Here is a 26,637-nt window from a genome sequence, read left to right on the forward strand (position 1 = left end):
CTTTTTGAGAAGGCTTCTGCCTTACTATCGCGCGATGCGCTCGCTATTTCAAATAACTGAAAGGTTTCCATCCTTTCAATACGAACGTCGGATTCATATAATCCGCAATGAGGGCTGCGTCTTTTTGCGCATCCAGTTGGCGTGAATAGGCATGGCGTTGTGATACATCCACCGGTTTGCCTGTTTCCATATCGCAAGTGTTGAACTCATACATCTGGGAACTTTTCTCACCAATAGCACTCCACCCTTGTGGGATAATATTTTTCACCTTACAGTTGATTACCACAAACTCTGCGTCCGGGTAAGCGGTTCCGTGATTACTCTTGGTGCGTCCGTAGTCGGCCTTCTTTCCGTCGGGGGCGGCAAAAGTACATTCTACAAAGATATTACCATGATTTCCCGCTGTGTTTCTTACCCAGGAGAATGCTCCTCCGTTGTTGCGGAAGTTACTGCGGTAGGCAAACAGACTGCCACGTCCCAGGATGGTGTCACCACCTCCGTCCAGCTCACACGACTCCATATAGATTGTTCCGTTTGCCTGTAGTGCATCTCCGGAACCGATGATGTGTACACTGTAGAGGGCAATACGTTCACCGTTCAGTAGCAGACCTTCAGCTTGTCCATGCAGATCGGTAGCTATGGTCAGGTCTTCCAGCTGGATGTCGCTGCAATTATCCAGCATGAAAGCGGCTCTTCTGGACGGGAATGTGCCCGGCCATTCGTTGGTTTTCACTGTCAGGGGATGAGGATTGAAAACTTCGTTATTGGCATAGTGTACCCGGGTCCGCTCCATTCCTGCACCTTTAATCTTTACATTTGTTTTGTTCCGGGCATATACCAGTTCTTCGTAGTCACCGGCTTGTATCAGAATTACGGTTTGTTTCTGACTGAAATCGGGAATAAAGTCGAGTGCTCCTTGTACGGTGTTGAAATCACCTTGTCCGGTTGCATCTACAATCAGTGTGTCTGTAGAAGCGGGAGCGGAGTCTTTAGTTTTGAAACTCCAGTTATGCTCTTTACTGATACCGTGGAAACTGTGGTCGGGTAAAGTCAGAACACCTTCGTCTATGGTGACATAATAACTATGGTTATAGTCGAGCATATTGTTGTGCAGATAGATGGTTGCCGTCGAATCGCGCACGATGATGGGATGGAAATGAAACGCATCTGTAAATCCACCGATGATGTTCAGCTGGTAATCGGGTGGGGTAGGCTCTGCCGTACCTGAAGGGGTACCGGGGCGGGTATCTCTGTTGGTAGGCATGTGGGTGCGTGTATAGTCGTAAGGTATCTTGGTGTAATCACATTCCGGTCCATACGTACGGCTTTCGGTAGGTCCGGGAGGAATACTCAGATCCAGGCTGTCTACTATCTGGTGTGACATCGCATCATAAATGCGTATCATTCCGGAGTCACCTACTATGGGGGTGTCCGCGAAAGCCAGTACCAGATGGGTATCCGGATTTACATTTTTTGCACCGGCAGCCGGAAACAGTTCGGCGTTTGGTGATACAGGTTGGTTGCAGGCCGACAGAAAAGGCAGTACAGCCAGCATAACAAACAAAGGTTTCATCATTGTTATCTCTTAATTTAGTAGTTCTTTGGGAAATTATATAGAGTGCAAATATAGGCCATCCTCCCAATTTCGTTTTATAATATCTGTGCGATTCATTACAATTTCAGTTCATCAGGATGTTTTTTCAGTTTATATTCTTTGGGAGTACAATTCATGGTCTCTTTAAACACTTTGCTGAAATACTGGGGAGTTGCAAATCCACTCATATATCCCACTTCGGAAACTGTATATTGATCTTGTTCCAATAACTGAACGGCCCGTTTTATGCGCATACTTTTCATGAAGTCTACAGGTGAAACTCCCATCAGGGATTTCATTTTCCGATAGAATACTGTACGGCTCATTCCCATAGCTTCAGCCAGGTCGTCTATCTTGAAGTCCGGATTATGAATGTTTTCTTCTATACTCTGAAGTATATTCCGGATAAAGTCATCATCAAAATGAGTTACCTGAGGAGTGGCAGATTCTATCTGGTCTGTTATATTCGTTATTTTTTCTCTCTTTATTTTAGAGGTGTAATAATCATATAGCATTTGCCGCTGCTTGAGCAGGGAGTCTACTTTCGCTTTCAGATAGGTGGAACTGAAAGGTTTGGTAATATATTCGTCCGCACCATACTCCAATCCCTGAATCTGATCGCTTAATGAAGACTTGGCTGATAATAGAATAACGGGGATATGACAGATGTTGCTGTTTGCTTTTACTCTTTTCAAGAACTCTATTCCATCCATTTCGGGCATCATAATATCACTGATCACGATATCCGGCATTTCAGCCAGGGCTTTATCTAATCCTTGCTTTCCATTTTCCGCTTCAAAAACCACATAATCTTTGCTTAGCACATTGCATATAAAATGACGTAGTTCTTCATTATCTTCAATAATCAGAATCCGGGTTTCTTTATCTTCATCTTCCATGAGGTTTCCGTCATTCTCTCTCTGCAATTCAGAATTCTCACTGTCATTCAGGATAAATTCTACATTGCTGTCTGCACTGAAGGTCTCATAGTTTCCTGGCAACCTGACGGAAAAGGTACTGCCTTCGCCTAATTTACTGTCTACTTTTATGGTGCCATGCAGCAGGTTCAGCAATTCTTTCACCAGAGACAGTCCAATGCCTGTCGAGAGGTTCGGATCAGCCTCGTCTAAAGTTTCAAAACGAGTGAACAGTTGATTGATCTTTTGGGCATTAATACCACGTCCTTCATCTTTTACCTGTAAGTACAGGTGATCTTGTTCGCCGGTTACGGATAAGATTATCCTTTTCTCATTGGATGTATATTTGAATGCATTGGATAACAGATTAAAGAGAATCTTCTCCAGTTTATCCACATCTGTGTACATCACGAAAGAATTGAGATTGCAGTGTAACTGGAATTCTATATGTCGTTTGTGGGCCATGGAAGTGAAATTCTCATAGATTTTCATTATCAAAGGAATCACATCCAACTGTTCTACCATCACTTTCATCTTATCATTCTGTATCTTACGAAAATCCAGTATCTGATTGATTAGCCGTAGCATTCTGTCTGTATTTCTTTTGGCAACCTGCATGTTCTCCAGGCCTGCGTCAGATAGTTTCTCATTACTGATGACTTCATCTATCGGACTGGCTATCAGTGTAAGTGGAGTGCGAAGCTCGTGAGAAATATCAGTGAAAAAGCGTAGCTTCAGATTGGAAAGCTGTTGTTCGAAATCTACTCTGCGCTGCAAATTAGTGATGCGGATTACGATATATATTACGATGAGCAGTACAGCAATACCTATGGCAATATAGAGCAATATCGCCCAGATTGTTTCGAAAAAGGTGGGTTCGATATGTATGGGTAAAGAAGTTACGTTATCTACCCATACTCCATCCCCGTTAGTCGATTTTACCTGAAACAGATAATCGCCTGCCGGTATATTTACCAGACTGGCTGAATGACTGTTTCCCAATTCAATCCACTGGTCATTCAATCCCTGAATGCGGTATGCATATTTTATGGCCGGAGAGTTTACGTAATCCAGAGCGGCGAATGTAATGGTGAAGTTCCGTTCGTCTGCCTTTAAGGATTGTATTTCTGTACTATTGAATACTTCTTGCCGGCGGGATGTATTATTTAGATAAATATCCAAATGCGAGAATACGATGGGAGGTACAAAATCGCTCTTATACAAGTCTTTGGGAGTAACACATAATGCACCGAATTCCGAACCGAATATTAACTTCCCGGAAGAACATAAAACGGGCTTTGTCTCAGCCATTTGTATCTGATCGTTGTACTCTTCCAGCAGATTCATATCGGCATCCAATTTTGATAATTTATTCTCTGAAGCAATCCATAGATTGCCTTCGGAGTCTTCGATTGCTGAAAGGGATAAATCGGGTACTTGCCCATTCGTCGCGTTATAATGTTTGAAAGCCAGCTTTTCGGATAGTCTGCTACTGTCATCCAACAGATTAATTCCTCCGCTCAGTGTTATGACCAATAATTTGCCATTATGGGTTTGGGTAATATTCAGTACGTCATTGTTGCTCAAACTGGAATAGCGTTCCTCACAAACGTTATGGTAAAAGCGAATGGCTTCCGGTCTTGCAAAATCAGAGGAGCAAGAGAGCAGCCCTCCTGTGGTCCCAATCAGGATAACTCCATTATCTGCCTCGTACAGGCAACGTACTTTCTCACATACATGAATCGGGTAGTTATTGAGAATATTTCCGGAGTGAATGAAACGCAGACCGGCACTTTCCGGTAAATGCTCTATCAGGTTGAGGCCTCCTCCAAAAGTTCCTATCCATATACGTCCTGCTGAGTCTTGCAAAATGGAGTAGATGGAATTGGAAGATATACTATACGGATTGTTTTTATCCGATAGGTGATGGGTAATCCGGTAACTGTTGTCTCTTTCGGGACGCAATAGATAAAGCCCGTTGTCTTTGGTTCCCAACCAGATGTTATGTTCTTTATCTTCGTAGATGCAATATACATCTATATTGAAGGTAACGGTAGGATCAGGTACTATTTTGCCTTCCCTTGAAAGATTTCCAATCCATTGTCCCGACGGATCGTAGAGACATACGTTGCTCGATTGCTTTTTGTGATTGCGTTTCCACCCCACCCACAAGCGCTTCTGATGATCTTCCATCAAAGCACGTGCTTCTTTATGGCTGTCGAATCTATATTCGAATTTCTTCCGGTGGAATGATAGGTATCCAAACCCATCTCCTTTGGTATACCACAGATTCTGATGACGGTCGATAACATAACTGAAGGCCTGGAATGAAACAGGCTTCCGCATTCCCATTTCATAAGTAGATGCCTGCTCTAAGCAACGGTTTACCGGATTGTAAAAGCATAACTCACCTCCTGCGGGTTTGAGCCAGATACAACCATATTCGTCTTCATGCACAAAAGTACAAGGTTTATAGAAAGGGACTTCCGAGTATCTGGGATAATTCAATAAAGTGGCGGTTTCATTCTTCTTATCTAATAGGATTACTCCATCGTTGGCACCCAGTAGCCATAGATTCCCCTTTTTGTCCTCAAATACGTCTGAATCTATTTCTATGGGCATTTCATGGACTGTGAATTTTTCATTTGCCGGATCGTAAAGTATAATGCTCCTATTCTGCAGAATTACAATTTTATTATCCGCTAAACTTTTTAATCCTGTGATCTCTGATATCGGTTGTTCGGGAACACATGGCAATACATCCTGGCTTTGAGTATCATACCGGGTGAAGAAGCCTTTGGAAGTGGCCAGATAAATTCCACCGGGAACTTCCACCATAAATTCGAAAGGCATTAGATTAGATATGCTTTTCTGACCTACAATAAGAGCGCCTTTGTTAGTCAGAATCCATTCATCCCCCTCCTTATCTTGGGTAATGCCATAGATCGTGTCTCTTTCATTTCTTCCGGAATATAACTCGACGGACTCTGTCGCCGGAAACTTATTTTCATCTATGCGATACAGTTCATTCTGCATACCGACGGCCCAGGTAATCCCATTTCCCAATGCATACAATTTGTTAACTGAATTGGTGAGACTTTTGTTGAAAAGGAAAGGGTCCTGGTATTCGTATGTCCGGGTATTGAATAAGTAACAGCGTTTATCATAAGTCAGGCACCAGATGTTATTCAACGAACTCTTTTTAATTTTGGTAAAGCGATGATTGCTTATGCGGATAGGACTTTCCGGGTAAGTTTTATAATTATAGAATGAGTATCCGTCGAAACGTTCCAATCCGTTCCAGGTAGACATCCATATATAGCCATTATCATCCTGGATAAAATTATGGACGCTTTTTTGAGACAATCCGTCTTGCACTGAATAGTGCTTCATATTGATCAGACTTTGTCCGAACAACATAGGGGCGAATAAATAGAGTAGTATGGTGATGACCTGCTTTAACATAGTATCTGTATTTTTCTGTCATACAAATATCGGGAAAAGATATCAGATACCAATAAACTGATGATTTATTGCAATGATTAAACCTGAAATTATAAAAAGAATACCCTATGTTCAGAATTTATAAAGGAAAAGCTGAATATTATAATTCGATGTTTTATGAAATGCCTTCTTTTGCAAAGAATTATCTAACAAAATAAAAACAGGAATCATGAAACGGATTTTTATTTTCAGAAAGGCGCATGCCGCCGTTATTCTGCTGTGTTGTCTGATGGCATTCTCTTCGGCAATGGCACAGCAAATGCCGAGACGCAATGTTTTACGCGAAACAAACAATGAATTTTTCAAGACTGAAGAAGCACGTCGCATAGGCAATCAGGTGCTGGCGTTTCAGCGTTGTACCGGTGGTTGGCCGAAGAATATCGATATGACTCAGAAGATGAGCAATGAGGAATTAGCGCAAATCTTAAAGGAGAAGTCACGCCGTGACGATTCGACAATTGATAATAATGCGACCACTATGCAGATGATTTATCTGGCTCGTTTATACAGGCAAACAAAGGATGTGCGCTACCGTGACGCCTTCCGTCTGGCGGTGGAGTATCTTCTGAGCGGTCAGTATGAAAATGGCGGATGGTCACAATTCTGGCCGGAAATGCGCGGATACCAGGTACATATTACTTTTAATGATGATGCGATAGTGAATACACTGGAAATACTGCATGACATTATGACTGCTGAATTTCCTTATGATGGTGACCTCACCGACAAGGCAATGCGTCAACGGCTGTCGAAAGCTTTTGATAAGGGAATTGAATGTATTCTGGCAACACAGATCGTAACTGATGGACAGCTTACGGTATGGTGTCAGCAGCACGACCGGGAAACCTTGAAACCGGCATCGGCACGTGCCTACGAGTTGCCCTCGTATTGCTCGTCAGAGAGTGCTGCCATCGTGCGCTTGCTTATGACGTTGCCTAAACCCGATGCACGTGTTAAGCGGGCTGTCCACGGAGCTATGAAATGGTTTGATACGTATAAACTCACCGGTTTGCGATGTGAACGGTCGGCAGGAGAGCATGGTGTACGGGATACCCGTCTTGTGGAAGATTCGCAAGCCGGACCGATATGGGCACGTTATTATGATTTGAAGTATTGCGAACCTTATGTTTGCGACCGTGATGGTTTGCCACGACGTCGATTGGAGGAAATCGGAGTGGAACGCCGCAATGGTTACAGCTGGTATAACAGTCGTCCGGCCGAGCTTTTCAATCTGTATGATACCTGGGCTGCCAAATATGATCCGAAGCACAAAGTAAATGTTAGTCTGAATTCCAAAGGAGCTAATGAAAAGGGAATTATCGAAATGTATCGTCGTCCGGTGATGGATCGTACAGCTTTCGATGTGGTGGTGAATCCGGGACAAAGTATTCAGGATGCCATTGAGAAAGCACCTGAGACACCGGTAAGTCCTTTCAAGATTCTTATATTAAAAGGTAACTATAATCAAAAGGTCATCATAGACCGTCCGAACATTGTATTGGTAGGTGAGAACCGTGACAGTACAGTGATTGTTTTAGCCGAGACAGCTAAGACAAGGACCATCACTCAATATCATGGAAAACCTGTAGGCAATGGTGTGATTGTGCTGCAAGAGGGGGCCGATGACTGTGTAATTAGCGGTCTGACGGTATATAACAATTATGGAACTACTGTTGAGAACACTACCACCCACCAGATGTCTATCTTTGGACGTGCTACACGTACCATTGTTATTAATTGCAATGTATGGGCTGATGGTAATGATGCACTTTCACTTTGGGCGCCGAAAGGCAATGGAATGTATTATCATGCCGATCTTTATCTGCGTTGTCCCGGAGTGGATTTTCTTTGTCCGCGCGGATGGTGTTATGCCACTCGCTGCCGGTTTTACGGCGATGGCCGTGCACTGATCTGGCATGACGGTCGGGGTGATAAGAGTAAGAAACTGGTAATCACTAATTCGTCCTTTGATGCTGAATCGCCCACTATTCTCGGACGTTGGCATCATGATTCGCAGTTCTTTATTATCAATTGTCAGATGTCGGAACAGATTCTGGACTGCAATATTGGTTATGCTTATTCGGACAAAGTGCTCGATCCTTGTCCGTGGGGACAGCGTGTTTATTACTATGGTTGTCATCGTCAGGGAGGTCATAGCGGTTGGTTGGACAATAATCTGCAACAGGCGGAGAGTGCACCGGCATTTTACGGCATCACTGCCCGATGGACGTTCGACGGTAAGTGGGATCCCGAGCAGCGAATACGCGATTTGTGGTCTGTGCTGGCCTATTGACAAATAGAATAAACCTCTTGGCAAGAGAAAAGGGAGATACTGATGCTTTGTCGTGCCTCTGTTAGTTTCATTTAGTTTCTTCATTTTGAAACAAAAGTGCCTTGCCTGTGGAACAGAGGTTTCTCAAGCAAGAAATAAAAGTGTCTTACCTAAGAAACAAATGTCTCACAATAAGGAAACAAATGTTCCTATGAAGTGGAACGAAAGCTTTCTCGTAACTGTGCAGAAATGAGTTTTCACCACAGAGTAACACAGAGTCTCACGGAGTTCTATTTTTTTGATTTCAAATTGATTAAACTCTGTGAGACTCCTTTAGATTTGCATTACTAAAACTTAGGGTTGAAATATTACCTTTGTAGTTAATAAGAGTTAACCAAGGGAAGCGGGTGACCTATTGTGAGATCTAGGCAGAAGCCCTATACACAGAACTAGTCCTGCCTCCCTTTTCAGTTGAATCGTCCCAATTAGAATTTTAGGTCGTTGGCCTATTAAAGGATTTAGTGAGTTCAACCTATGGTTAACTTCAAATAAGTAATGCGAAGTTATGAAAAAGAAATGGTTTATTGGCATTGACATCAGTAAAAAAACACTTGATGTTGTTATTTACGATCCCGCAAAGAAACATGCGGATGAGACAAACTACAAGCAAGTCTCGAATAATAAAACGGGTTATCAAGCATTGTTTGCCTGGATGAAGCAGAAGCGTATTTCTCCTAAACAGACTGTCATCTGCTTGGAGAATACAGGCATTTACAGCTATGATTTATGTCTGTTTTTAGAGTCATGTAAACAAGATTACAGTTCTTTCACTCCTCTGGATTTAAAGCGTTCTCTGGGGCTTGTCCGTGGAAAGAATGACCGTGTGGATGCCGAGCGGATAGCTTACTACGGTTACTTGCATCGGGATGAATTGACCTATTCCAAACTTTCCGGCAGTGCTGTCCTTATCTTGCGTGACTTGTCGTCCGAAAGGAAACGCCTGGTTAAGCATCTGACTGAAAACAAGGGATTTATCACGGACAGAAAAGACCGGGAGTCCACCTCTACGAGCAGGCGGGCAGAAGAAATGGTTAAGATTCTGGAAAAACAAATTCAAAGCGTAGAAGATGAGATGCACGGGATTGTCAGCTCTGATCCGACTATGAACTTAAACTATCAGCTTCTTAACAGCATTAAAGGGATTGGTAGTGTTAATGCCATCAATACAATCATACATACTAATAATTTCAAGGCATTTGAAACCGCACGGCAATATGCCTGTTATCTGGGTATTGCCCCTTTTGAACATTCTTCAGGAACCAGTGTGAAAGGGAAAACAAGGGTATGTGCTACGGGAGCCAGACTATTGAAAGCGGATCTATCGCAGGCTGCAAGATCGGCCGTTGTATGGGATAAGGAACTCAAAGAGTATTATGAAAGGAAAAGAAAAGAGGGAAAAGAACATGGAGTAGTGCTGAATGCGGTAAAGTTTAAACTTGTGTGCAGAATGTTTGCAGTAGTCAGAAGAGGGACACCCTTTGTTGATTTAATCACGTATAAAGAATAAACGAGCAGGGAAGCATTACGCTCCACTACTCGTTTGGTTTTATTAACAGTGTTTTTAGACCGAATTATTTGCTCAGGTCTTAGAATTCTGTGTTACTCTGTGGTGAATTAATTCATTCATAACCTTACAGAAAGGAATTATGCCTATATGTTTTGCTACAGGACAATCAATAGAATTGAAACTTTGTAATCTCTGTTTACGTAAAGGTTTACGTGCCTTTTTACTTTCTTTCCTTTTCCTTTTACATGCAATTCTCCTACTTTTGACCACGTAAATCTGTTTAAAACCAATTCTAATATTATATTTATGGAAAGAAGCCTCTTTAAATTTGCTCTACTGGGAGTCATGCTCTTGATCAGTCATTCCTCTTTTTCACAAATAACGGAACGGGAACGTCCTGCGGAATGGAAACAATTAGTGAAAGGCGCCCGCTTTATGGATCGCTTCCTGCCGATGAAGGGAAATGTACTTTCATCCGATACATGGGGTGCTGACTGTGTGCTTCCACGTTATGTAGATAATGGCATTGAAGACGGTATCTGGTCCTATTGGGGTGGAAATATTCGAAAAGGCGAAGACGGTAAATATCATCTATTTGCCTGCGGCTGGCTGGAATGTTCACCTAAAGGACACATGGAATGGCCTAACTCATACGTATTTCATACCGTAAGCGATAATCTGACAGGGCCTTTCAAGCCTGTTCGTATCATAGGTAAAGGGCATAATCCTGAAATATTCCGTGCTAAAGATGGCCGGTATGTTGTCTATGTAATTGATGGACGTTATGTATCCGATGATCTGAATGGAAAATGGGAATATGGAAAGTTTGATTTCAATGCACGCGACCGCCGTATTATCGAAGGCCTGTCTAATCTTTCATTTGCCCAGCGTGAAGACAGCTCTTATGTGATGGTTTGTCGTGGTGGTGGTATCTGGGTCAGCAGAGATGGACTATCGGAATACAATCAACTGACCGACAAACGGGTTTATCCGGATGTAGACGGTCGGTTTGAAGATCCCGTAATCTGGCGCGATCATATTCAGTATCACCTGATTGTTAATGATTGGCTGGGACGTATTGCTTTCTATCTTCGTTCGAAGAATGGAGTGAACTGGGTGGTCGATCCGGGTGAAGCTTATATGCCGGGAATTGCTGTACATGCAGACGGACAGGTGGAAGACTGGTTCAAATATGAACGCCTTAAAGTGTATCAGGATAAATACGGACGTGCTGTTCAGGCTAATTTCGCGGTAATCGATACGCTTAAAAACGAAGATAAACCTTTTGATCACCATAGTTCAAAGAATATCAGTATTCCCTTGAATCCTGGACTGTTGCTTACCATACTGGACGAGAAACCTATCACCTCGGGTACAAAAACAATTCGTGTGAAGGTACAGGCGGAAGAAGGCTTCAATCCCCAGACGGATATAGATGTGAATTCCTTGCGTTTCGGTGCTTCTGAAGAAGTGAATTATGGCAGAGGCTGTCAAGTATTGACCACAGAAAGTGCGGGCAAGGATTTGATTGTAACTTTCAATGGCAAAGGAAATGGCATCACTAAAGATGAGTTTGCCCCGAAATTAATTGGAAAATACAAAGATGGAAGAATGCTTTATGGGTATGCGCGTTTGCCATACATTGATTATATAGAACCGATCCTTTCAGCTCGTGCCCCAGTCTTTACCAAATCCGGGAAGGGACTGGAATGTACAGTGGAAGTACAGAATTTCGGTCAGGTCGGCTCGAAGAAAGCGATGGTGGAAGTAGGGTATAAAAGGGAAGGAAAAACAATAAAAGTAGCTTCCGGTATGGTTTCGGCATTGAAGCCTTATGAAAAAACAGACATATTGCTTTCTGCTAAAGATAGGTTTGAGGAGGGAAAGGAATATGATTTGATAGTGACACTCTATTCCGGCAAAAAAGTATTGTCAACATTTAATCTGAAAAAGAAAGTGTTGGAGTAATCTGAGAAAGCTATCGGTCCCGATGATTTGATAAGGGGATAAATATTCCGCTTACAAGGTATTAACTTCCTGTCGACAAGGTCTCAACTTCTTGTCAACAGGAAGTTAACTTTTTGTATGCAAGGAGTTGAGACCTTGTAATGTATTGATAAATAAAGCCTTTCTTAACATAGGTCTCTTAGTAAAGAAGGCTTTATTCATAAGTGAAGAATCAAAATTATATCGTCAATATCTTTCGGAAACTTTCATTAAATTCCTATCTTTGCAGAAATCCGTATTACCTAAATAAGATGAAACGATACCTGCTGTTACTTTTCTTTAGTCTGGCTTTGGTTTACCTGAAAGCCCAATCAAATATAGATACTCTGCGGCTGTCCGATTATCTTTCTAAAATAGAGCAGAATGGGCAATGTATAGGTTCCCTTGCTATAATGAAAGATGGAAAAAATATTTATACCCGTAGGCTGGGGAAAGATCTTCTCCGGAATAAACAGGAGATCGAATATCCGCTTTACCGGGTGGGATCGATCACCAAGATGTTTACGGCAGTTCTTATCTATCAGGAGATTGAAAAGGGACGATTGAAACTGGAAGATAAATTATCTGATTATTTTCCGGAAATACCACGTGCCGGGGATATTACGATTTACCAGTTGCTGGAACATACGGCTGGACTGGGAAACTATGTTATGAGGAACGGTACATATAGCTGGATGCTTTCATATATTCCGAACTCTGACATTATGGAAGAGATTATCCGTCAAGGTATCTTGTATGAACCGGGAACGGATTTCAAATATTCCAATAGCGGTTACTATCTGTTGGCTAACATTCTCAGAAAGATTCATAAAAAGGCTTATTGTAAAATTCTGGATGAGGAAATTATCCGTCCTTTAGGATTGCTTGTTTCTGCTTCCGGAATAATCAGTGATAGCGATGAAGCCCTTCCTTATGAGAAGAATGCTGCCGAAGAATGGGTGGAAGTACCGGACTTTTATTTTCTGAATGTCATGGGAGTAGGGGATATTCTTTCGCCACTGGAAAATATCAATCTTTTCTTGCATGCATTATTTACCGGAAAACTGATTTCAAAAGAACACCTGCAAATCATGAAACCTTATGGAGATGACCGACATGGAAGGGGAATGATGTATATGCCTTATCATGATCATAAATACTATGGACATACCGGGGACACTTTTGGAGTTCATTCCATTGGCGTATATAATGAACAGGAAGATATATCGATAGCTGTGAGTGTCAATGGAAGTACTATTCCTTTCAGTGAATTCTTATTGGGGATATTTGATTCTATTTATGGAAAGTAGATAAAGAGTCAACAATAACAGGGAGGTAGTCGTTATTAGGTTATAGTTAAATTTCATTTTATGAAACATTCCGTTCTTTTTGTCTGCGTGGCTGTTGGTTTGATTTTTGCCGGATGTCGTAACCGGCAGGAACCACCTGTGCCGGTAGTTGTGCAGGAGGCTGAACCTAAAGATACGGCTGTGCTGGAATTTCCTCATCCTAAAGAGAAACAGTTGACCGCTGCTGATATTTCTCTTACCAAAGAATTGCTCTATGACCAGCATACCCTCGAAGATACCTATCCATATAAGGATACGGTACGCTCTTTCAAATGGGATGTCATCCGGAACTGTCTGGCTTATATCGAGAATATGCAGCGCGATACTACTGCAAGGTGGGTGGTGTTGCAGAATTATAAGAATCTGAATAAAGAAGCTCCCCTGGTACGTAAGTTCGTGCGGAATGTGTATCGCCGTGTATCTGATACATTGGGCGTGGAGCGCTATCAATCGGTGCCGCTGTATCTGCCCGCTGATACTTTGGTGCCCGAACGTTATGGTAGAGACGGTACTATCGCTTATCTGAAAGGCGAGGAGGGAAGTTTTTACCGGATATTACCCGCCACTTTTGAAGAAGAATGGCTGGCACCACGCAGTTATCTGAAACAATTGCCGGATAGCACCGTCTTTAATCATGTGATTTTTGTCGACCGCCTGGATCAGAATATTACTACTTTGGAACATGTCTCGGAAGGTGAGTGGAAGATACGTAGCATGAATCCCGCCACTACCGGAATGCATGCTCCACCCTATGCTCAGGAAACCCCATTGGGAATGTATCTGCTTCAACAGAAGAAAACGCGTATGGTGTTCCTGAAAGATGGTTCGGCGGAGACAGGAGGCTATGCCCCCTATGCCAGTCGTTTTACGAACGGAGCTTATATTCACGGAGTGCCGGTGAATGCGCCGCGTACAAGTATGATTGAGTATAGCTGGTCGTTGGGAACCACTCCACGTTCGCATATGTGTGTGCGCAATGCTACTTCACATTCCAAGTTCGTTTTCGATTGGGCGCCTACCGAACGATCTTTGGTTGTGGTGATTGAATAGTGAATCCTCATTTTTAACTATCTGTGTGATAGGTGTCTGGAGAAAAAATTGTAATTTAGCAGCCGTTATTTCTCTGGCTAAAGTTTTATGTTGCGATTTATTGTATTCATTTTATTCTTATTTCTTCCTTGTACCTTGTTTCTGGGCGGCAAGTCGTCAGATAACATTCCAGACTCTGCTGAAAGGACTGCTGCATCTGATGTTGAGGCTTATGCGAGCTTATACCGTTCCATGCAGTTGGAAGGAGTTGTCAACTGGAAAGCTTTCCGGCAGGCTGTAGCAGGTTATTATAAAATAGACAATCGCAAACGGGAGGTGTTGACATTGATAGACTTTTCCCGTCCTTCTACCGTAAAACGTCTTTTTGTATTTGACATGAGGGAACGTAAAGTACTTTTCTCATCGGTTGTTTCCCACGGAAAGAATAGCGGTGATAATTATGCCACTTCCTTTTCCAACGAATATGGTTCCTACAAAAGTTCACTGGGGTTCTATCTTACAGAATCTACTTATCAGGGAAAGAATGGGTATTCGCTTATTTTGAATGGTTTGGAAAAAGGAATCAACGACCGGGCCCGTGAGCGTGCCATTGTGATGCATGGGGCGGCTTATGCCGATCCTTCGGTAGTCAGCAGAGGAGGACGTTTGGGAAGAAGCTTTGGCTGTCCGGCTGTTCCGCAAAAACTTTCCCGTCCTATCATTGATGCCATTAAAGGAGGAAGTGTGATGTATATCTATGCTGAAACTCCTGATTATCTGGCACACAGTTCAGTCTTAAAAGATGCAGACGGACTGTAGTTTAATTCTTTTCATTACGAAGCATATTTTTGACGTTTGTCAATTCCTGTAATCTTATCTTTTCATACCTTTGCGTGCAATTTTCAGAGGATTAATTTATGGCAACATCAAGAGAAATGACGGCAGGACGCGCATTGCCGTTGATATTCAATTTCACTATGCCTCTGTTGATGGGAAACCTGCTACAACAGACATACTCTCTGGTCGACGCGGCAATCGTAGGAAAATTCTTGGGTATTAATGCACTGGCCTCGGTAGGAGCAAGTACTTCGGTAGTTTTCCTTATTCTTGGTTTCTGCAATGGATGTTGTGGAGGTTTCGGTATTCCTGTGGCGCAGAAATTCGGAGCGCGGGATTATAGTACGATGCGTCGTTATATATCGGTCAGTTTGCAACTGGCGGCGGTGATGTCGGTAATGATTGCAGTGGTTACGAGTATTCTGTGTGGGGATATCCTGCTGATGATGCGTACACCGGATATCATATTCCAGGATGCCTACTATTATTTATTGATAACGTTTATCGGAGTTCCCTGTACTTTCTTTTATAATTTGTTGTCCAGCATTATTCGTGCTTTGGGCGATAGTAAGACGCCTTTCTGGTTTCTGCTGTTCTCAGCTGTACTTAATATTTTGCTTGATTTGTTCTGTATCTTGGTGCTGGATTGGAGAGTGGCGGGAGCTGCCATCGCTACGGTCTTTTCACAAGGCGTATCGGCTGTGTTGTGCTATGGATACATGATGCGCCGTTTCGATATATTGCGGGGAACACCGGATGAGCGGAAGTTCAACGGTGCTCTGGCACGGAGATTGATGTATATCGGTGTACCTATGGGATTACAATTCTCGATTACCGCTATCGGAAGTATCATGTTGCAAAGCGCCAACAATGCATTGGGAACTGCTTGTGTAGCAGCTTTTACGGCTGCCATGCGCATCAAGATGTTCTTTATGTGCCCGCTTGAAAGTCTGGGCATTGCTATGGCTACTTATACTGGACAGAATTATGGTGCGGGCAAGCCCGAACGTATTTGGATGGGAGTAAAGGTAAGTGCGTTAATGATGATTATTTACTGGGCATTTACGTTCTGCGTATTGATGCTGGGTGCACGTACGTTTGCCTTGCTTTTTGTGGAAGCGTCTGAACTGGAAATCTTAAAGGACACGGAGTTGTTCCTGCATATTTCCGTGTCCTTCTTCCCGGTTTTGGGACTGCTTTGTATTCTGCGATATACCATCCAGGGAGCGGGATATACCAATCTTGCTATGCTTTCCGGAGTTTCCGAAATGATAGCGCGTGTGCTGGTCAGTCTTTATGCAGTGCCCGCTTTCGGCTATCTCGCGGTCTGCTTCGGTGATCCGACGGCATGGATTGCGGCTGTCCTGTTCCTGGTGCCGGCATTTATTTTTGTATATCGGAGGTTGCTCCGGATGAGGAGAGAACAGTGAGTATAATTCCCGTACCTCCTCCCGGTGCCTGTGCTATTTGCAGGGTCGATTCACCGGTTACTTCCTGTTCTTCTATTATCATCGGATACGGGTTGGTACGATAATCAGCCTTATCTCCATCTCTGTAGATAACAGCCTTATATCGTTTTCCTTTATCCAGAAAGGAGAGGGGGAGTTGCATCTCCCGAGGTTGTTCATTAGTGATGCTTCCTATGAACCAACGTCCGCTGCTTCCGCGTTCTTTACGGGCAATTGTCACATATTCGCCTATTTTAGCTTCGGGTACTATGGTTTGTTCCCAAGTAGTAGGGCAGGCGGTGATAAATGAAAACGGTTCAGGGTTCCGTTCGTAGTTTTCTATTTCATCGGAGGCCATTTGCAGGGGACTGTATAACACAACGGATAAAGCCAATTGTTTGGCAAGCGTTGTTTGTACACGCGTCTGAGGCAACACCGGATTTTCGAAGCGGAAAGTGCCGGGGGTGAAATCCATGGGACCTGCCAGCCCACGGGTGAAGGGAATGATGGTAGTGTGTACGGGAGGATTGCCGCCATCTTTGTCCCAGGCATCCCATTCCTGCCCTCGTACACCTTCTTGTGTCATCAGATTTGGGAAGGTGCGTTGCAGTCCGGTGGGCATCACGGGTTCGTGATTGTCAATCATAATATGCTTGTCGGCTGCCAGTTCAATAACTTTCCGGTAGTGACGTACACCAAACTGGCTGCTGTGTCGCTCTTTGCCATCCAACAGTTTGCCTACATAGCCTGTTTTGACTATTTGCACGCCGTGATCTTTATATAAATTGAAGGCTGCTTCTATTTGGTTTTCATAATCAGATACCCAGCCGTCCGTTTCATGATGGCCGATAAGCGTTACGCCTTTGGAAGCGGCATAGTCGGTGATCTGTTTCAGGTCAAAGTCAGGATACGGTTCGGTAAAGTTGAAATGATAAGTATCCCAACCTTTGTTCCAACCTTCAATAAGTACTCCCTGAAAACCGTGTCGGGCGGCAAAGTCTATATGCCGCAGTGCATTGGCAGTGGTAGCGCCGTGGCGTGGGCCTGTGTGCCAGGTGTGTTTATGCATGTGGTAAGTCCACCAGATTCCAATGTATCTTCCGGGTTGTATCCAGGATGTATCTTGAATGCGGCAAGGCTCGTTCAGATTCAGCATAAGGCGCGACAGGAGTAAATCACCTGCGCTTTCAGCAACAATCATCGTACGCCAGGGAGTGACACCGGGAGCTTTCATAAAAACTTTTTCTCCCGTAGACCATGGAGTGAGATTGGCTTTCAGGGTCATACTACCTTCTTTAGGGATAAGATTCATGGCTGCATAATCTGTCAGATTGGCTTCATGGATACTCAGGAAAAGTCCGTCATTGGTTTCCATAGTGAGCGGTGTGCTTACCCAACCGAGTTTACTGACAGGAGCTGCCTCGTAGAGTGCTTCATAAAAATGTGCTTCATGAGGTATGGACCAGGCTTTATGATCACCGGTCAATGCAAACTCTGTAAGTTCATCCATGATCACAAAGTCTTTTAATGCTTCCTGTTCCGGAAATTCGTAGCGGAAGCCGAACCCGTCATTGAACAGCCGGAACACAACATTGAATTTTCGTTTGTGTGCGGATGTTTCCTGTACATGAATGGTCATCTCATGATAGTTGTTTTCTACAATCCGGTCTTCTCCCCAGATTTGTTCCCATGTCCCGCTGAATGAATGATGAAGAGCTTCTGTTATTTCCAGATGGTCAGCAAGTGTATCTTCTTTCAGGATAAATCCGAGGCGTGACTTATCGAGTATGGGCTTTCCATTTCGTGAGAGTTCATAATAGAGTTTTCCGTTTTCTGTTTCTACATGCAGGCAGAGATTACCATCGGGAGAACCTACAGAGAGTTGCGATGCCGGATTGCAACCTGTGCAGAGGAAAACGATAAAGCTTACCCATAGCAGAGAATAATTAGGAAGTCTTTTCATGATTTCTTTCTTATTTTTATATAGTCCAGTTCAAAGCATCCGCCTTTGGACGTACTGTTCTGAATGATTATATAATTAATACCGTTTTGCAGGGATATTTCTGTCTCCGCAGTTTGCCAGGCTGTTTTGTCAGCCTGTGCAGGAAGTTGCAACCATTTCTCTATCGCCACATCATTGACGGTGATCAAAGCCACTGCGTCTGCTACTCCTGTATTTCGATATCTGATTTCCAGCGGATAGTCCCCCGTTTGGGGAACTTCCACTGCAAAGAGTACATTGGCGCCGGGGTTTTCCAGTCCTGTGACGTAGCCGGCACCACTGTAAGTATTCTCTTGTTTGCCATCGTTATCCTGTCTGGAATCGGATTCCTTGCAGGATAACAGGAGACAAGCCATTAGTAATAGATTGTAGTACTTCATTTACTTGATTGATTTTGCTCCACCCCTTACGGAAGCTGTTTCTGCTTCTATTTTCAGGGTGTTGTGTTGAATACGGATTACTTTACATTCATGGGGTCGCAATTCTACGATGTATGTTCCCGACATACCTCCCAAGTCTTTGCGTTCCCATAAATCCCGTACATTGACGGCTTGCCCGTCTTCAATGCCCAGTTCACGATGGAAGTCAATGCTGCGTGTCTGTGGAGTACTTTCACGGTTGAATAATCCTACCACCCAATCTCCGTTAGGCAACTGGCCGATCCAGCGGGAACTGTTCGCAGCATCCCGAAAGTCGTAACTCAATGGTTTGGCGGCAAAACCGAGACTGTTCAACTCGTTCATTTCCGGATTCTGGTAAACCCAGGCGTGATCTCCAATCGTATCATACTGGTCGGCAATGGCAAGTGCAGAACCTCCCATAATCATCAGCGAGAAAAGGAAGCGGCGCTCGTTGTCATTTGCCAGTTTATTCATACGCATAAAGTCACCGTCCAGTATCATTTGCCCTCGTGCACCGACATCGGCAAAACCAATGAATCCGTCGAAAGCATTGCCGAATTGCGGCCAGTGGTCTTTCTGCTGCCCGCGGCGGCGGTTGCTGACAAAGTCCCAGTCACCGTCGAAGCAGTCATCGTCAATGCGTATCATATCCCCGTATTTCAATTCCGTCTTGGCATGATTATAACAATGAGGCATCACAAGACTGAGGAAAAGATCATCTCCGGCAGCTTCGGCAATCCATGCCAATGCTTGTTCGTAGCGGCGGGTGCCATAGTTGGTTTCATAGTTTTCCAGGAAATCTATGCGAAGATAGGTGACGCCCATTTCCTTGAAATAGCGGACATAATTCTGAATCCATTCTTTGGCTCCCGGCTTATCCACATCCACCCAATACAGAGGATCGTTGAACGATTTGTATCCCACAATGTCTCGGGTACGGTAAGAAGTTCCTTTTACAGGCAGGTTCTGTTCATAGGCGGCACGGGTCAGCCACATGGGGTTGTAATAGACTCCCATCTTCATGTCCCGTTCTTGCAGGTATCGGGCCCAGTAGCTGAAACCGTTTTTCCAGTCACTGTTGTACTTGGTGATATAGCCGTTCTCATTGACGGTTTGTGCAGCTTCTATCCATCCGTCATTGCAGATCATGTCGTAACCGTAGGGCTTGAAAGTCTTCTCCATCCAGTCGATGTTTGCTTTCCAGCGCTCCTCACTGAGAGGAACGTTGGTTACAAAACACTCTTCGTAGGCAATCCAGTATCTGGGTCCCGTGCCGTGACGGGTGAAGGGACTGTCACGGGCTACGGAGGAGTGAGGACAAAATGACAAGAAGATGGTTGCGAGTCCGAGTATCCATTTTGTATAGTTCATGGCAATCATGTTTTGAGGTTAATTGATTTTTTCAACTTTGAGTTTCAGGGTCTTTGTATTGACTGTCAGTTTGTACTTTCCGTCGCTTCCTTCGGGGATGCCCCAGAAGTGGTCGCGCAGGTTGCCTTCCATTTCTGAACATTTAAACATGGGGTATTCTCCGGGTGTCACAATCTTGACATTTCCGTTGTAATCCACGCTTTCGGGTACCAGATAATTGACTTTATCCCAGTCTCCCTTTTCAAGGATGAACTTGAACTGCTTGTTTTCGTCACTGTAATTCAAGTCGACTTCCGCTGTATAGATATCCTCTTCATCCGGGGAAGGTATAAGTCCGGTCGGATTACCCGAATCCCAGCCGAAAGCGGTACCCAAGCCGTAGATGGTTTTTACAACCTTTTCAACTTTCAGAATCATGGTTTCGGTGTTTACGGTTAGTATATACTTCCCGTCCGCTCCTTCGGGGATGCCCCAGAAGTGGTCGCGCAGGTTGCCTTCCATTTCTGAACATTTAAACATGGGGTATTCGCCGGGTGTCACAATCTTGACATTTCCGTTGTAATCCACGCTTTCGGGTACCAGATAATTGACTTTATCCCAGTCTCCCTTTTCAAGGATGAACTTGAATTGTTTGTTTTCTTCACTATAAACCAGGTTTACTTCTGCCTTATATACATTGGCATACAGTGGGTCGGGTACTAATCCGGTTGCACTGCCCGAATCCCATCCGAAAGCACTTCCCAAGCCATAAATCGTCTTTATCTCCGGTTCCGGCTCTTCGGTTTCGTCACTGATTTTTTCGAGGGTTAGTTTCAGCTTCTTTACGTTCACTGTAATCCGGTAGGTACCGTCGCTTCCTTCGGGTATTCCCCAGAAGTGGTCGCGCAGGTCGCCTGTCATTTCGGAACACATCAGCATGTCGTATTCTCCGGGAGTGATGACTTTTACGGCGGTGCCGTCATCTGTCGAGGTGGGTACCAGGTAACGTACTTTGTCCCAATCGCCTTTTTCAAGGATGAACTTGAATTGCTTGTTCTCTTCGGAGTATTTGATAACTTTATCTATGGTGAATGTATTCGGTTCAGTCAGCTTCAGTTCGGTGGGAGCATTGGAATCCCAACTGAAGATGGTGCCGAGTCCGTACAATTGTGTGTAGTTCTCTACGGGTTCCACTACAACGATTTCTTTATCTTTCTCACATCCGGTCAGCAGGGGGAGGAGGAGGAAGATGAAAATGAGTTTATTTATTACTTTCTTCATGATAATCTTATTATTTGTTATGTGATTAAATAACTTCGGTGATAGACTTTGCACGGAAAACAGCGTAACTAAACTATGCTGTTCCTATAGGTTGTCATATCATCATCCGTATTGATGATAGTCATCATCCGTATTGATGGTAGCCATCATCCGTATTGATGGTAGTCATCATCCGTATTGATGGTAGGAATCATTGGCATTGATTGTGGGAATCATTGGCATTGATTCTAGGAATCATTGGCATTGATTGTAGGAATCATTGGCATTGATTCTATGCCGAGTCATATACTGAGGCATGCTCATTCTAATTGTAACCCGGGTTCTGCTCAAGTGTATGATCCGCTCCCATCATATCCCGTGGGATAGGGAAGATATCCCAGTGTGAATCTGCATCGGGTTTCTTGTCCCACCATTCTTCCGTACAGTACAGTCCCCAGCGGATAAGATCGGTCCGGCGGCGTCCTTCGGCAAGGAATTCACGTCCCCATTCATCGTAAAGCTCGTCTTGCGTCAGGGTTACTGCACCTTCGGGCTTGTACAGGTATTCTGCCCATGTATCTTGCGGATAGTTACGTTTACGTACCGTATTCAGCAGCCGGGCAGCTCCGTCCACATCGTTTGCTTTGAACTTACATTCCGCCAATGAGTAGTAGATTTCCGCCAGACGAATTTCATTGTAATCGGCTTCGCGCTTCCCTGCGTCTTCGTCGCTGTAGATGGGATACTTCACAAAATGCCATCCGGAGTTATGGTCGCCGGTATTCATGTTTGAAGTGCGGTCGGCGGGAAGTTGATCCGGAGCGAGTTCGTGAAATACTCCTACCTGGTCGCGGATGTAGATTTCATATCCTCCTACGGGAGAAGTCACTTTCTTTTGGGTGCCGTCATCGGCGATATAAGGCAGGTAGCCATAAAGGAACATACCTTCACGGGTACTGTTGCCCAGATTCCGGTACATGGTCAGGCGATAATCTTTCGGATATTTCTTGAATTTGCTGACAAACTTGCCGAGTTTGAAGTTATATTCATTATTATTCAGGTCGAGACTGGGTTGCAAGGCATATTTGGTATTGAAGTCTCCTTGCTTGAAAGCGCCGAAGTAGAAACGTGCATTGACAGGGACAGCCCACCAGTATGTATCGCCCGTATAGTGCCAGTAACTACGCCCGTAGGACGACGGGAAAGCAAAGATGGTTTCGTTGCATCGGTCGTTTGTCCAGTCGAATACTTCGTCCCAGGTCTTTCCCAGTTCGTAGAAGCCATAGTCACCGTCCAGAATGTTTTGGGCGTATGTGGCGCATTCCGTATATTTAGAAGTTCCGATCCATTTCTCCGCGTTCAGATAGAGGCGCACTAACAATGCGGCTGCACCGGCTTTGGTCCACTGTCCTTGTGCTATCCCGTTGCCGGCATTACCGTTCTTGGCTGGTAGTGCTTCGATAGATGTTTTCAGTTCCGTTTCGATAAAGTTGAACAGTTCCTGCGGTGTCACTTGTCCGACGGAGTTCTTGCTCTGGTCCAGGCTGACAGCTAACGGTACATTGCGGAAAGCATCCAGCAGACGGATGTAGAACCATGCGCGTAAAGCCTTGTTCTGTGCGATGAAGTTATCCATCTCCGACTGTGACATGTTGAATTTGGCAGGGTCCAGCTTTTGCAGGTCATCTATGACGGAATTGGCCTGCATGATTCCGGTGAAACAGTTTTCCCATTCACTTTTGATGGATTCATTGTCGGCAGCCCAGGTATGGTAGTGCAGGTATTGCCATTTGGCATTGTCATACCACCAGCCATCGCGTGCCCAGGTACCCAGTTGATCGGCACAACACTCCTGCAACACCTGGCGCGGCCCGATGCTGTAGAATCCATGTTCGAAGGGGCGGAATGTGGCTTTGATAATATCATCCTTTGTATTGTAATAGTTGGTAGACATGATTTGGTCGTATACCGTTTCCGTAAGGTCGGTGCATGCGCTGAGGGAGCCGAGAAGCAATACTCCTGCCAGCGAACCGGTTAATATATTCTTGAGTTTCATATTTCTATTGTTTTTTAAGGTTATACATTTAGAAGTCTAATTGGACACCGAACATGACCTGTGTAGTGGAAGGATAGTACCGGCGGGTACCTTCCGTACCGTTCAGGTTCACACCCGGAGTCAATCCGTTGGTCTGGTAAGTCGAAGGATCTACGCCATTGAAACCTGTAATGGTAGCAAGATTCTTTCCGGTGACGTAGAGGCGGGCACTGTCCAGCCACTTGTTGTTGATTTGGAAAGTGTAGCTCAGGGTTACCATATCGAGCTTCACATAGTCGCCGCGTTCTATGAAATAGTCGGTCAGCACATTCTTACCTTTCTTAATGGCCGCATTCTTGGTATATGCTTTTTTCAGCACATTGCTTTGCATACTGGGAATGCCCCAGTAGAAGTCGTGTACATTGAAGAGGTCGAAGCCGAAAGCACCGCGAAGGAAGATGGTTAATCCCCAGTTCTTATACGTCAAGGTATTGGTCATGGAGGCTGTGAATTTGGGAAGTCCGTTACCGGTTACCCGCTTGTCTTCTTCTTTGGCATCGGATATTTTAATCATCTCCGTATTGTCTTTGTTCCATACTACCCAGTCGCCATCGGCATCGATACCGGCATACTTCCAGGTGTAATAATTACCCAGGCGTTGTCCTTCTTCTATACGTTGCAACTTGCCCGGTTGATTCGGGCTTTCCATATTCGCCAGGTCGTAATAATTCTGTCCGGTGAACTCGTTGTTGGAGAACTTGAGGAACTTGTTCTCATTGGTGGCGCCTACCAGATTGACGGTATAGGTGAAATCTTTCATCTTCACGGCCTGAATATTCAGGTCGACTTCGATACCGGTGTTGCGCATGGTACCTACATTGACAAAAGTGGTAGAGAACAAGTAGGGAGGAACGGGCACATTGTAGTCGCCCAGCAAATCTTGTTGCTTACGGTTGTAGTAATTGACCGAACCGCTCAATATTCCTTTAAACAGACTGAAGTCCACGCCGATGTTCCAGTTTTTACCTTTTTCCCACTTCAGTCCCGGATTAGGATTCTTACCTGCACCCCATACGGTGAAGTATTGGCCGTTGTAGTAGTAACTGCCGAAACTGCTCATGGTAGACAAGGACAGGTAATTGCCGAAATCCTGATTACCGGTTACACCGTAGTCACCACGTATTTTCAAGTCGTCAATCCATATGATGTCTTTCATGAAAGCCTCTTCACTGATACGCCAGCCGGCAGATACGGCGGGGAAGTAACCCCATTTATTGTCATCTCCGAAACGGGAGGAACCTTCGTATCTCAGAGAAGCGGTCATCAGGTAGCGGTTCTTGTAGTCATAACTCAGGCGGCCGAAGAAAGCAATCAGTTTGGAGTCGCTTTTGTTGGTGCCCATTTCGTTGCGTCCTTCTTCCTTGGCCCATTCACCGGAACCGAGGTTGTTGTACAGAAGCCCGTCGGAAGAGAAATCTTTATTGGCGGCATTCAGACCTGAATTCTGGAAGTATTGATACGAGTAGCCTACCATGGCGCGGGCACGGTGTCCCTTCAATTCCATAGCGTAGTTGCCCAGCCATTCAAGACTATGCTGGCGGTATTTGCTGTAAGTGCGGCTGGCTTCTCCTTTATAGTCGTTCTTCATTGCCAGGCGGCTTGTGGAAGGACGGAACCAGTAGTCGAAATTATCCGATTGCTGGTCGGCAAAAGTCAGTTGCGTACTGAGGGAATGAATGGAATGACCGTCTTTGGCGAGTAGAGGAAGTAAGTTTAGCTTTACAGTGGCATCCCAATCCAATAGTTTGGTTTCACCACCGTTTTGTTCCAGCTTCAGTTCTTCTACAGGATTCCATAAGGCTTCCTGTCCGGTGAAGTCAGAGTAAAGATTCGGGTTTTCCGGATCAAACAGTGGGGTAGTGGGGTTGGCGTCCATAGCTATCTTGAAGGCATCCCAGGAGGAATTTTCACGGTAAGCGATACGCGGTGCGATATTTACGGAGAAATCTAACAGCCCGTTTTTTGTGGTATGGTTGATAGAGGCGCGTGCACCATACTCTTCGCGACTGGAACGTATATCGATACCGGTCGCATTGCGGTAATCCACACTGACACGGTAATTACTCTGGCTGGTACCTCCTGACAGTGTGACGGTGTGCTGATGGGTGAAACCGGTGCGGGTAATCTCGTCAATCCAGTTGGTAGCTCCACCCAGGTCACTGGTCGGATTGTTGGGAACACGGTATTCGCGGAACTCTTCGGCAGTCAGTTGGTCGAGTTCATGCAGAGGAATACTGGCGGTCAGCATACCATTATAGGTGGCATGGAATTTACCGTCGCGTGATCCCTTCTTGGTGGTGATGACGATTACGCCGTTGCTACCCCGTGTACCGTAGATGGCGGAGGCTGCACCGTCTTTTAGAATATCCATGGAGGCGATATCGTTGGGATTGATATTGGTCAGGTTGCCGCCGGGAATGCCGTCGATTACGATCAGCGGGCCCAATCCGGCAGCACGTGAGGAAATGCCGCGAATCTGGATACTTGCCTGGTTGTTAGGGTCGGCGGCAGCTGTGTTGGTTACGGATACACCGGCCACTTTTCCCTGTATCATCATGGAAGGGTCCAGACTGCTGATATGGAGAAAGTCCTTGCTGGAGATGTGTGATACGGCAGAGGTAAGTTCTTTCTTATCCAGCGTTCCGTATCCGATAACGACTACTTCGTTCAGAGCTTGTACATCGTCTTCCATACGAATATTGATAGTCTTACGCCCGTCTACTTTCACTTCCTGCGTTTTGTAGCTGATGAAGGAGAAGCGTAGGGTACTTGTGGGGCGGACGGTCAGCGAATATTTACCGTCGACATCGGTTATGGCTCCGTTGGTGGTTCCTTTTTCTGCAACAGATACACCGATCAGAGGTTCATTGTTAGTGTCCGTCACTATTCCCGATACTTTGATGGTTGTGTTTTGGGCATTCAGTAATGCAGGGAGCAGGAAGAACATTCCAAGGAGTACATGAAAGTACATTTTCCAAGGATAAATCTTAGTTTTCTTTTTCATGGTACAGTGATTTAAATGAGTT

The 26,637-nt window shown here is 44.7% G+C and carries 15 protein-coding genes; 7 read left to right on the forward strand and 8 right to left on the reverse strand.

The window, feature by feature from the left end; translation table 11 throughout:
• Window positions 1–43: 43 nt before the first annotated feature.
• Window positions 44–1,555: a pectinesterase family protein gene (locus K6V21_RS13545; RefSeq protein WP_309493905.1), complete on the reverse strand. Its 1,512-nt coding sequence runs from the start codon at window positions 1,553–1,555 to the stop codon at window positions 44–46.
• 116 nt (window positions 1,556–1,671) lie between these two features.
• A complete protein-coding gene (locus K6V21_RS13550; protein ID WP_224318935.1) occupies window positions 1,672–5,976 on the reverse strand; it encodes a hybrid sensor histidine kinase/response regulator transcription factor in 4,305 nt (1,434 codons plus the stop codon).
• Between the two features lie 286 nt (window positions 5,977–6,262).
• On the opposite strand from K6V21_RS13550, the gene pelA reads away from it, so the two are divergent.
• From pelA to K6V21_RS13585, 7 genes are all read left to right on the forward strand, one after another.
• A complete protein-coding gene (pelA, locus tag K6V21_RS13555) occupies window positions 6,263–8,308 on the forward strand; it encodes a pectate lyase (RefSeq protein WP_224322043.1) in 2,046 nt (681 codons plus the stop codon).
• A 544-nt stretch (window positions 8,309–8,852) separates the two neighbouring features.
• Window positions 8,853–9,854, forward strand: a complete 1,002-nt coding sequence (locus tag K6V21_RS13560; protein ID WP_224318936.1) for an IS110 family transposase — start codon at window positions 8,853–8,855, stop codon at window positions 9,852–9,854.
• Window positions 9,855–10,160: 306 nt separating this feature from the next.
• On the forward strand, window positions 10,161–11,822 hold the full coding sequence (locus K6V21_RS13565; protein WP_224318937.1) for a glycoside hydrolase family protein: 1,662 nt from the start codon (window positions 10,161–10,163) through the stop codon (window positions 11,820–11,822).
• A gap of 290 nt (window positions 11,823–12,112) precedes the next feature.
• Window positions 12,113–13,150 (forward strand): serine hydrolase domain-containing protein, encoded by a 1,038-nt coding sequence (locus K6V21_RS13570; protein WP_224318938.1) that lies wholly within the window; start codon window positions 12,113–12,115, stop codon window positions 13,148–13,150.
• 60 nt (window positions 13,151–13,210) lie between these two features.
• Complete coding sequence (locus tag K6V21_RS13575; RefSeq protein ID WP_224318939.1) at window positions 13,211–14,239, forward strand: L,D-transpeptidase; 1,029 nt, start codon at window positions 13,211–13,213, stop codon at window positions 14,237–14,239.
• A gap of 87 nt (window positions 14,240–14,326) precedes the next feature.
• Window positions 14,327–15,037 carry a murein L,D-transpeptidase catalytic domain family protein gene (locus K6V21_RS13580; protein ID WP_224318940.1) on the forward strand — a complete coding sequence of 237 codons (711 nt, stop codon included), beginning with the start codon at window positions 14,327–14,329 and terminating at the stop codon, window positions 15,035–15,037.
• A 98-nt stretch (window positions 15,038–15,135) separates the two neighbouring features.
• Window positions 15,136–16,485 carry an MATE family efflux transporter gene (locus tag K6V21_RS13585; protein WP_224318941.1) on the forward strand — a complete coding sequence of 450 codons (1,350 nt, stop codon included), beginning with the start codon at window positions 15,136–15,138 and terminating at the stop codon, window positions 16,483–16,485.
• Here K6V21_RS13585 and K6V21_RS13590 read toward each other — a convergent pair.
• From K6V21_RS13590 to K6V21_RS13615, 6 genes are all read right to left on the reverse strand, one after another.
• The gene (locus tag K6V21_RS13590; RefSeq protein WP_224318942.1) at window positions 16,439–18,466 is read right to left on the reverse strand and encodes a glycoside hydrolase family 97 protein; all 2,028 of its coding nucleotides are present in this window, start codon (window positions 18,464–18,466) and stop codon (window positions 16,439–16,441) included. The two genes, K6V21_RS13585 and K6V21_RS13590, sit on opposite strands and share 47 nt — an antisense overlap.
• On the reverse strand, window positions 18,463–18,885 hold the full coding sequence (locus K6V21_RS13595) for a CBM35 domain-containing protein (RefSeq protein WP_224318943.1): 423 nt from the start codon (window positions 18,883–18,885) through the stop codon (window positions 18,463–18,465). The genes K6V21_RS13590 and K6V21_RS13595 overlap by 4 nt, the downstream gene beginning before the upstream one ends.
• Window positions 18,886–20,277: an alpha-galactosidase gene (locus tag K6V21_RS13600; RefSeq protein WP_224318944.1), complete on the reverse strand. Its 1,392-nt coding sequence runs from the start codon at window positions 20,275–20,277 to the stop codon at window positions 18,886–18,888.
• A gap of 18 nt (window positions 20,278–20,295) precedes the next feature.
• Window positions 20,296–21,537 (reverse strand): DUF5116 domain-containing protein, encoded by a 1,242-nt coding sequence (locus K6V21_RS13605; protein ID WP_224318945.1) that lies wholly within the window; start codon window positions 21,535–21,537, stop codon window positions 20,296–20,298.
• Window positions 21,538–21,841: 304 nt separating this feature from the next.
• On the reverse strand, window positions 21,842–23,572 hold the full coding sequence (locus K6V21_RS13610) for a RagB/SusD family nutrient uptake outer membrane protein (RefSeq protein WP_224318946.1): 1,731 nt from the start codon (window positions 23,570–23,572) through the stop codon (window positions 21,842–21,844).
• 28 nt (window positions 23,573–23,600) lie between these two features.
• The gene (locus K6V21_RS13615) at window positions 23,601–26,615 is read right to left on the reverse strand and encodes a SusC/RagA family TonB-linked outer membrane protein (protein ID WP_224318947.1); all 3,015 of its coding nucleotides are present in this window, start codon (window positions 26,613–26,615) and stop codon (window positions 23,601–23,603) included.
• Between the last annotated feature and the right edge of the window lie 22 nt (window positions 26,616–26,637).

Origin of the sequence: Bacteroides cellulosilyticus (assembly GCF_020091405.1) — a bacterium.
In the GTDB taxonomy this organism is placed as follows: domain Bacteria; phylum Bacteroidota; class Bacteroidia; order Bacteroidales; family Bacteroidaceae; genus Bacteroides.

Coding starts and splice junctions, on each gene's coding strand:
- K6V21_RS13545 (WP_309493905.1), bottom strand. CDS start 1,555: ATGCTGGCTGTACTGCCTTTTCTGTCGGCCTGCAACCAACCTGTATCA.
- K6V21_RS13550 (WP_224318935.1), bottom strand. CDS start 5,976: ATGTTAAAGCAGGTCATCACCATACTACTCTATTTATTCGCCCCTATG.
- pelA (WP_224322043.1), top strand. CDS start 6,263: ATGGCACAGCAAATGCCGAGACGCAATGTTTTACGCGAAACAAACAAT.
- K6V21_RS13560 (WP_224318936.1), top strand. CDS start 8,853: ATGAAAAAGAAATGGTTTATTGGCATTGACATCAGTAAAAAAACACTT.
- K6V21_RS13565 (WP_224318937.1), top strand. CDS start 10,161: ATGGAAAGAAGCCTCTTTAAATTTGCTCTACTGGGAGTCATGCTCTTG.
- K6V21_RS13570 (WP_224318938.1), top strand. CDS start 12,113: ATGAAACGATACCTGCTGTTACTTTTCTTTAGTCTGGCTTTGGTTTAC.
- K6V21_RS13575 (WP_224318939.1), top strand. CDS start 13,211: ATGAAACATTCCGTTCTTTTTGTCTGCGTGGCTGTTGGTTTGATTTTT.
- K6V21_RS13580 (WP_224318940.1), top strand. CDS start 14,327: ATGTTGCGATTTATTGTATTCATTTTATTCTTATTTCTTCCTTGTACC.
- K6V21_RS13585 (WP_224318941.1), top strand. CDS start 15,136: ATGGCAACATCAAGAGAAATGACGGCAGGACGCGCATTGCCGTTGATA.
- K6V21_RS13590 (WP_224318942.1), bottom strand. CDS start 18,466: ATGAAAAGACTTCCTAATTATTCTCTGCTATGGGTAAGCTTTATCGTT.
- K6V21_RS13595 (WP_224318943.1), bottom strand. CDS start 18,885: ATGAAGTACTACAATCTATTACTAATGGCTTGTCTCCTGTTATCCTGC.
- K6V21_RS13600 (WP_224318944.1), bottom strand. CDS start 20,277: ATGAACTATACAAAATGGATACTCGGACTCGCAACCATCTTCTTGTCA.
- K6V21_RS13605 (WP_224318945.1), bottom strand. CDS start 21,537: ATGAAGAAAGTAATAAATAAACTCATTTTCATCTTCCTCCTCCTCCCC.
- K6V21_RS13610 (WP_224318946.1), bottom strand. CDS start 23,572: ATGAAACTCAAGAATATATTAACCGGTTCGCTGGCAGGAGTATTGCTT.
- K6V21_RS13615 (WP_224318947.1), bottom strand. CDS start 26,615: ATGAAAAAGAAAACTAAGATTTATCCTTGGAAAATGTACTTTCATGTA.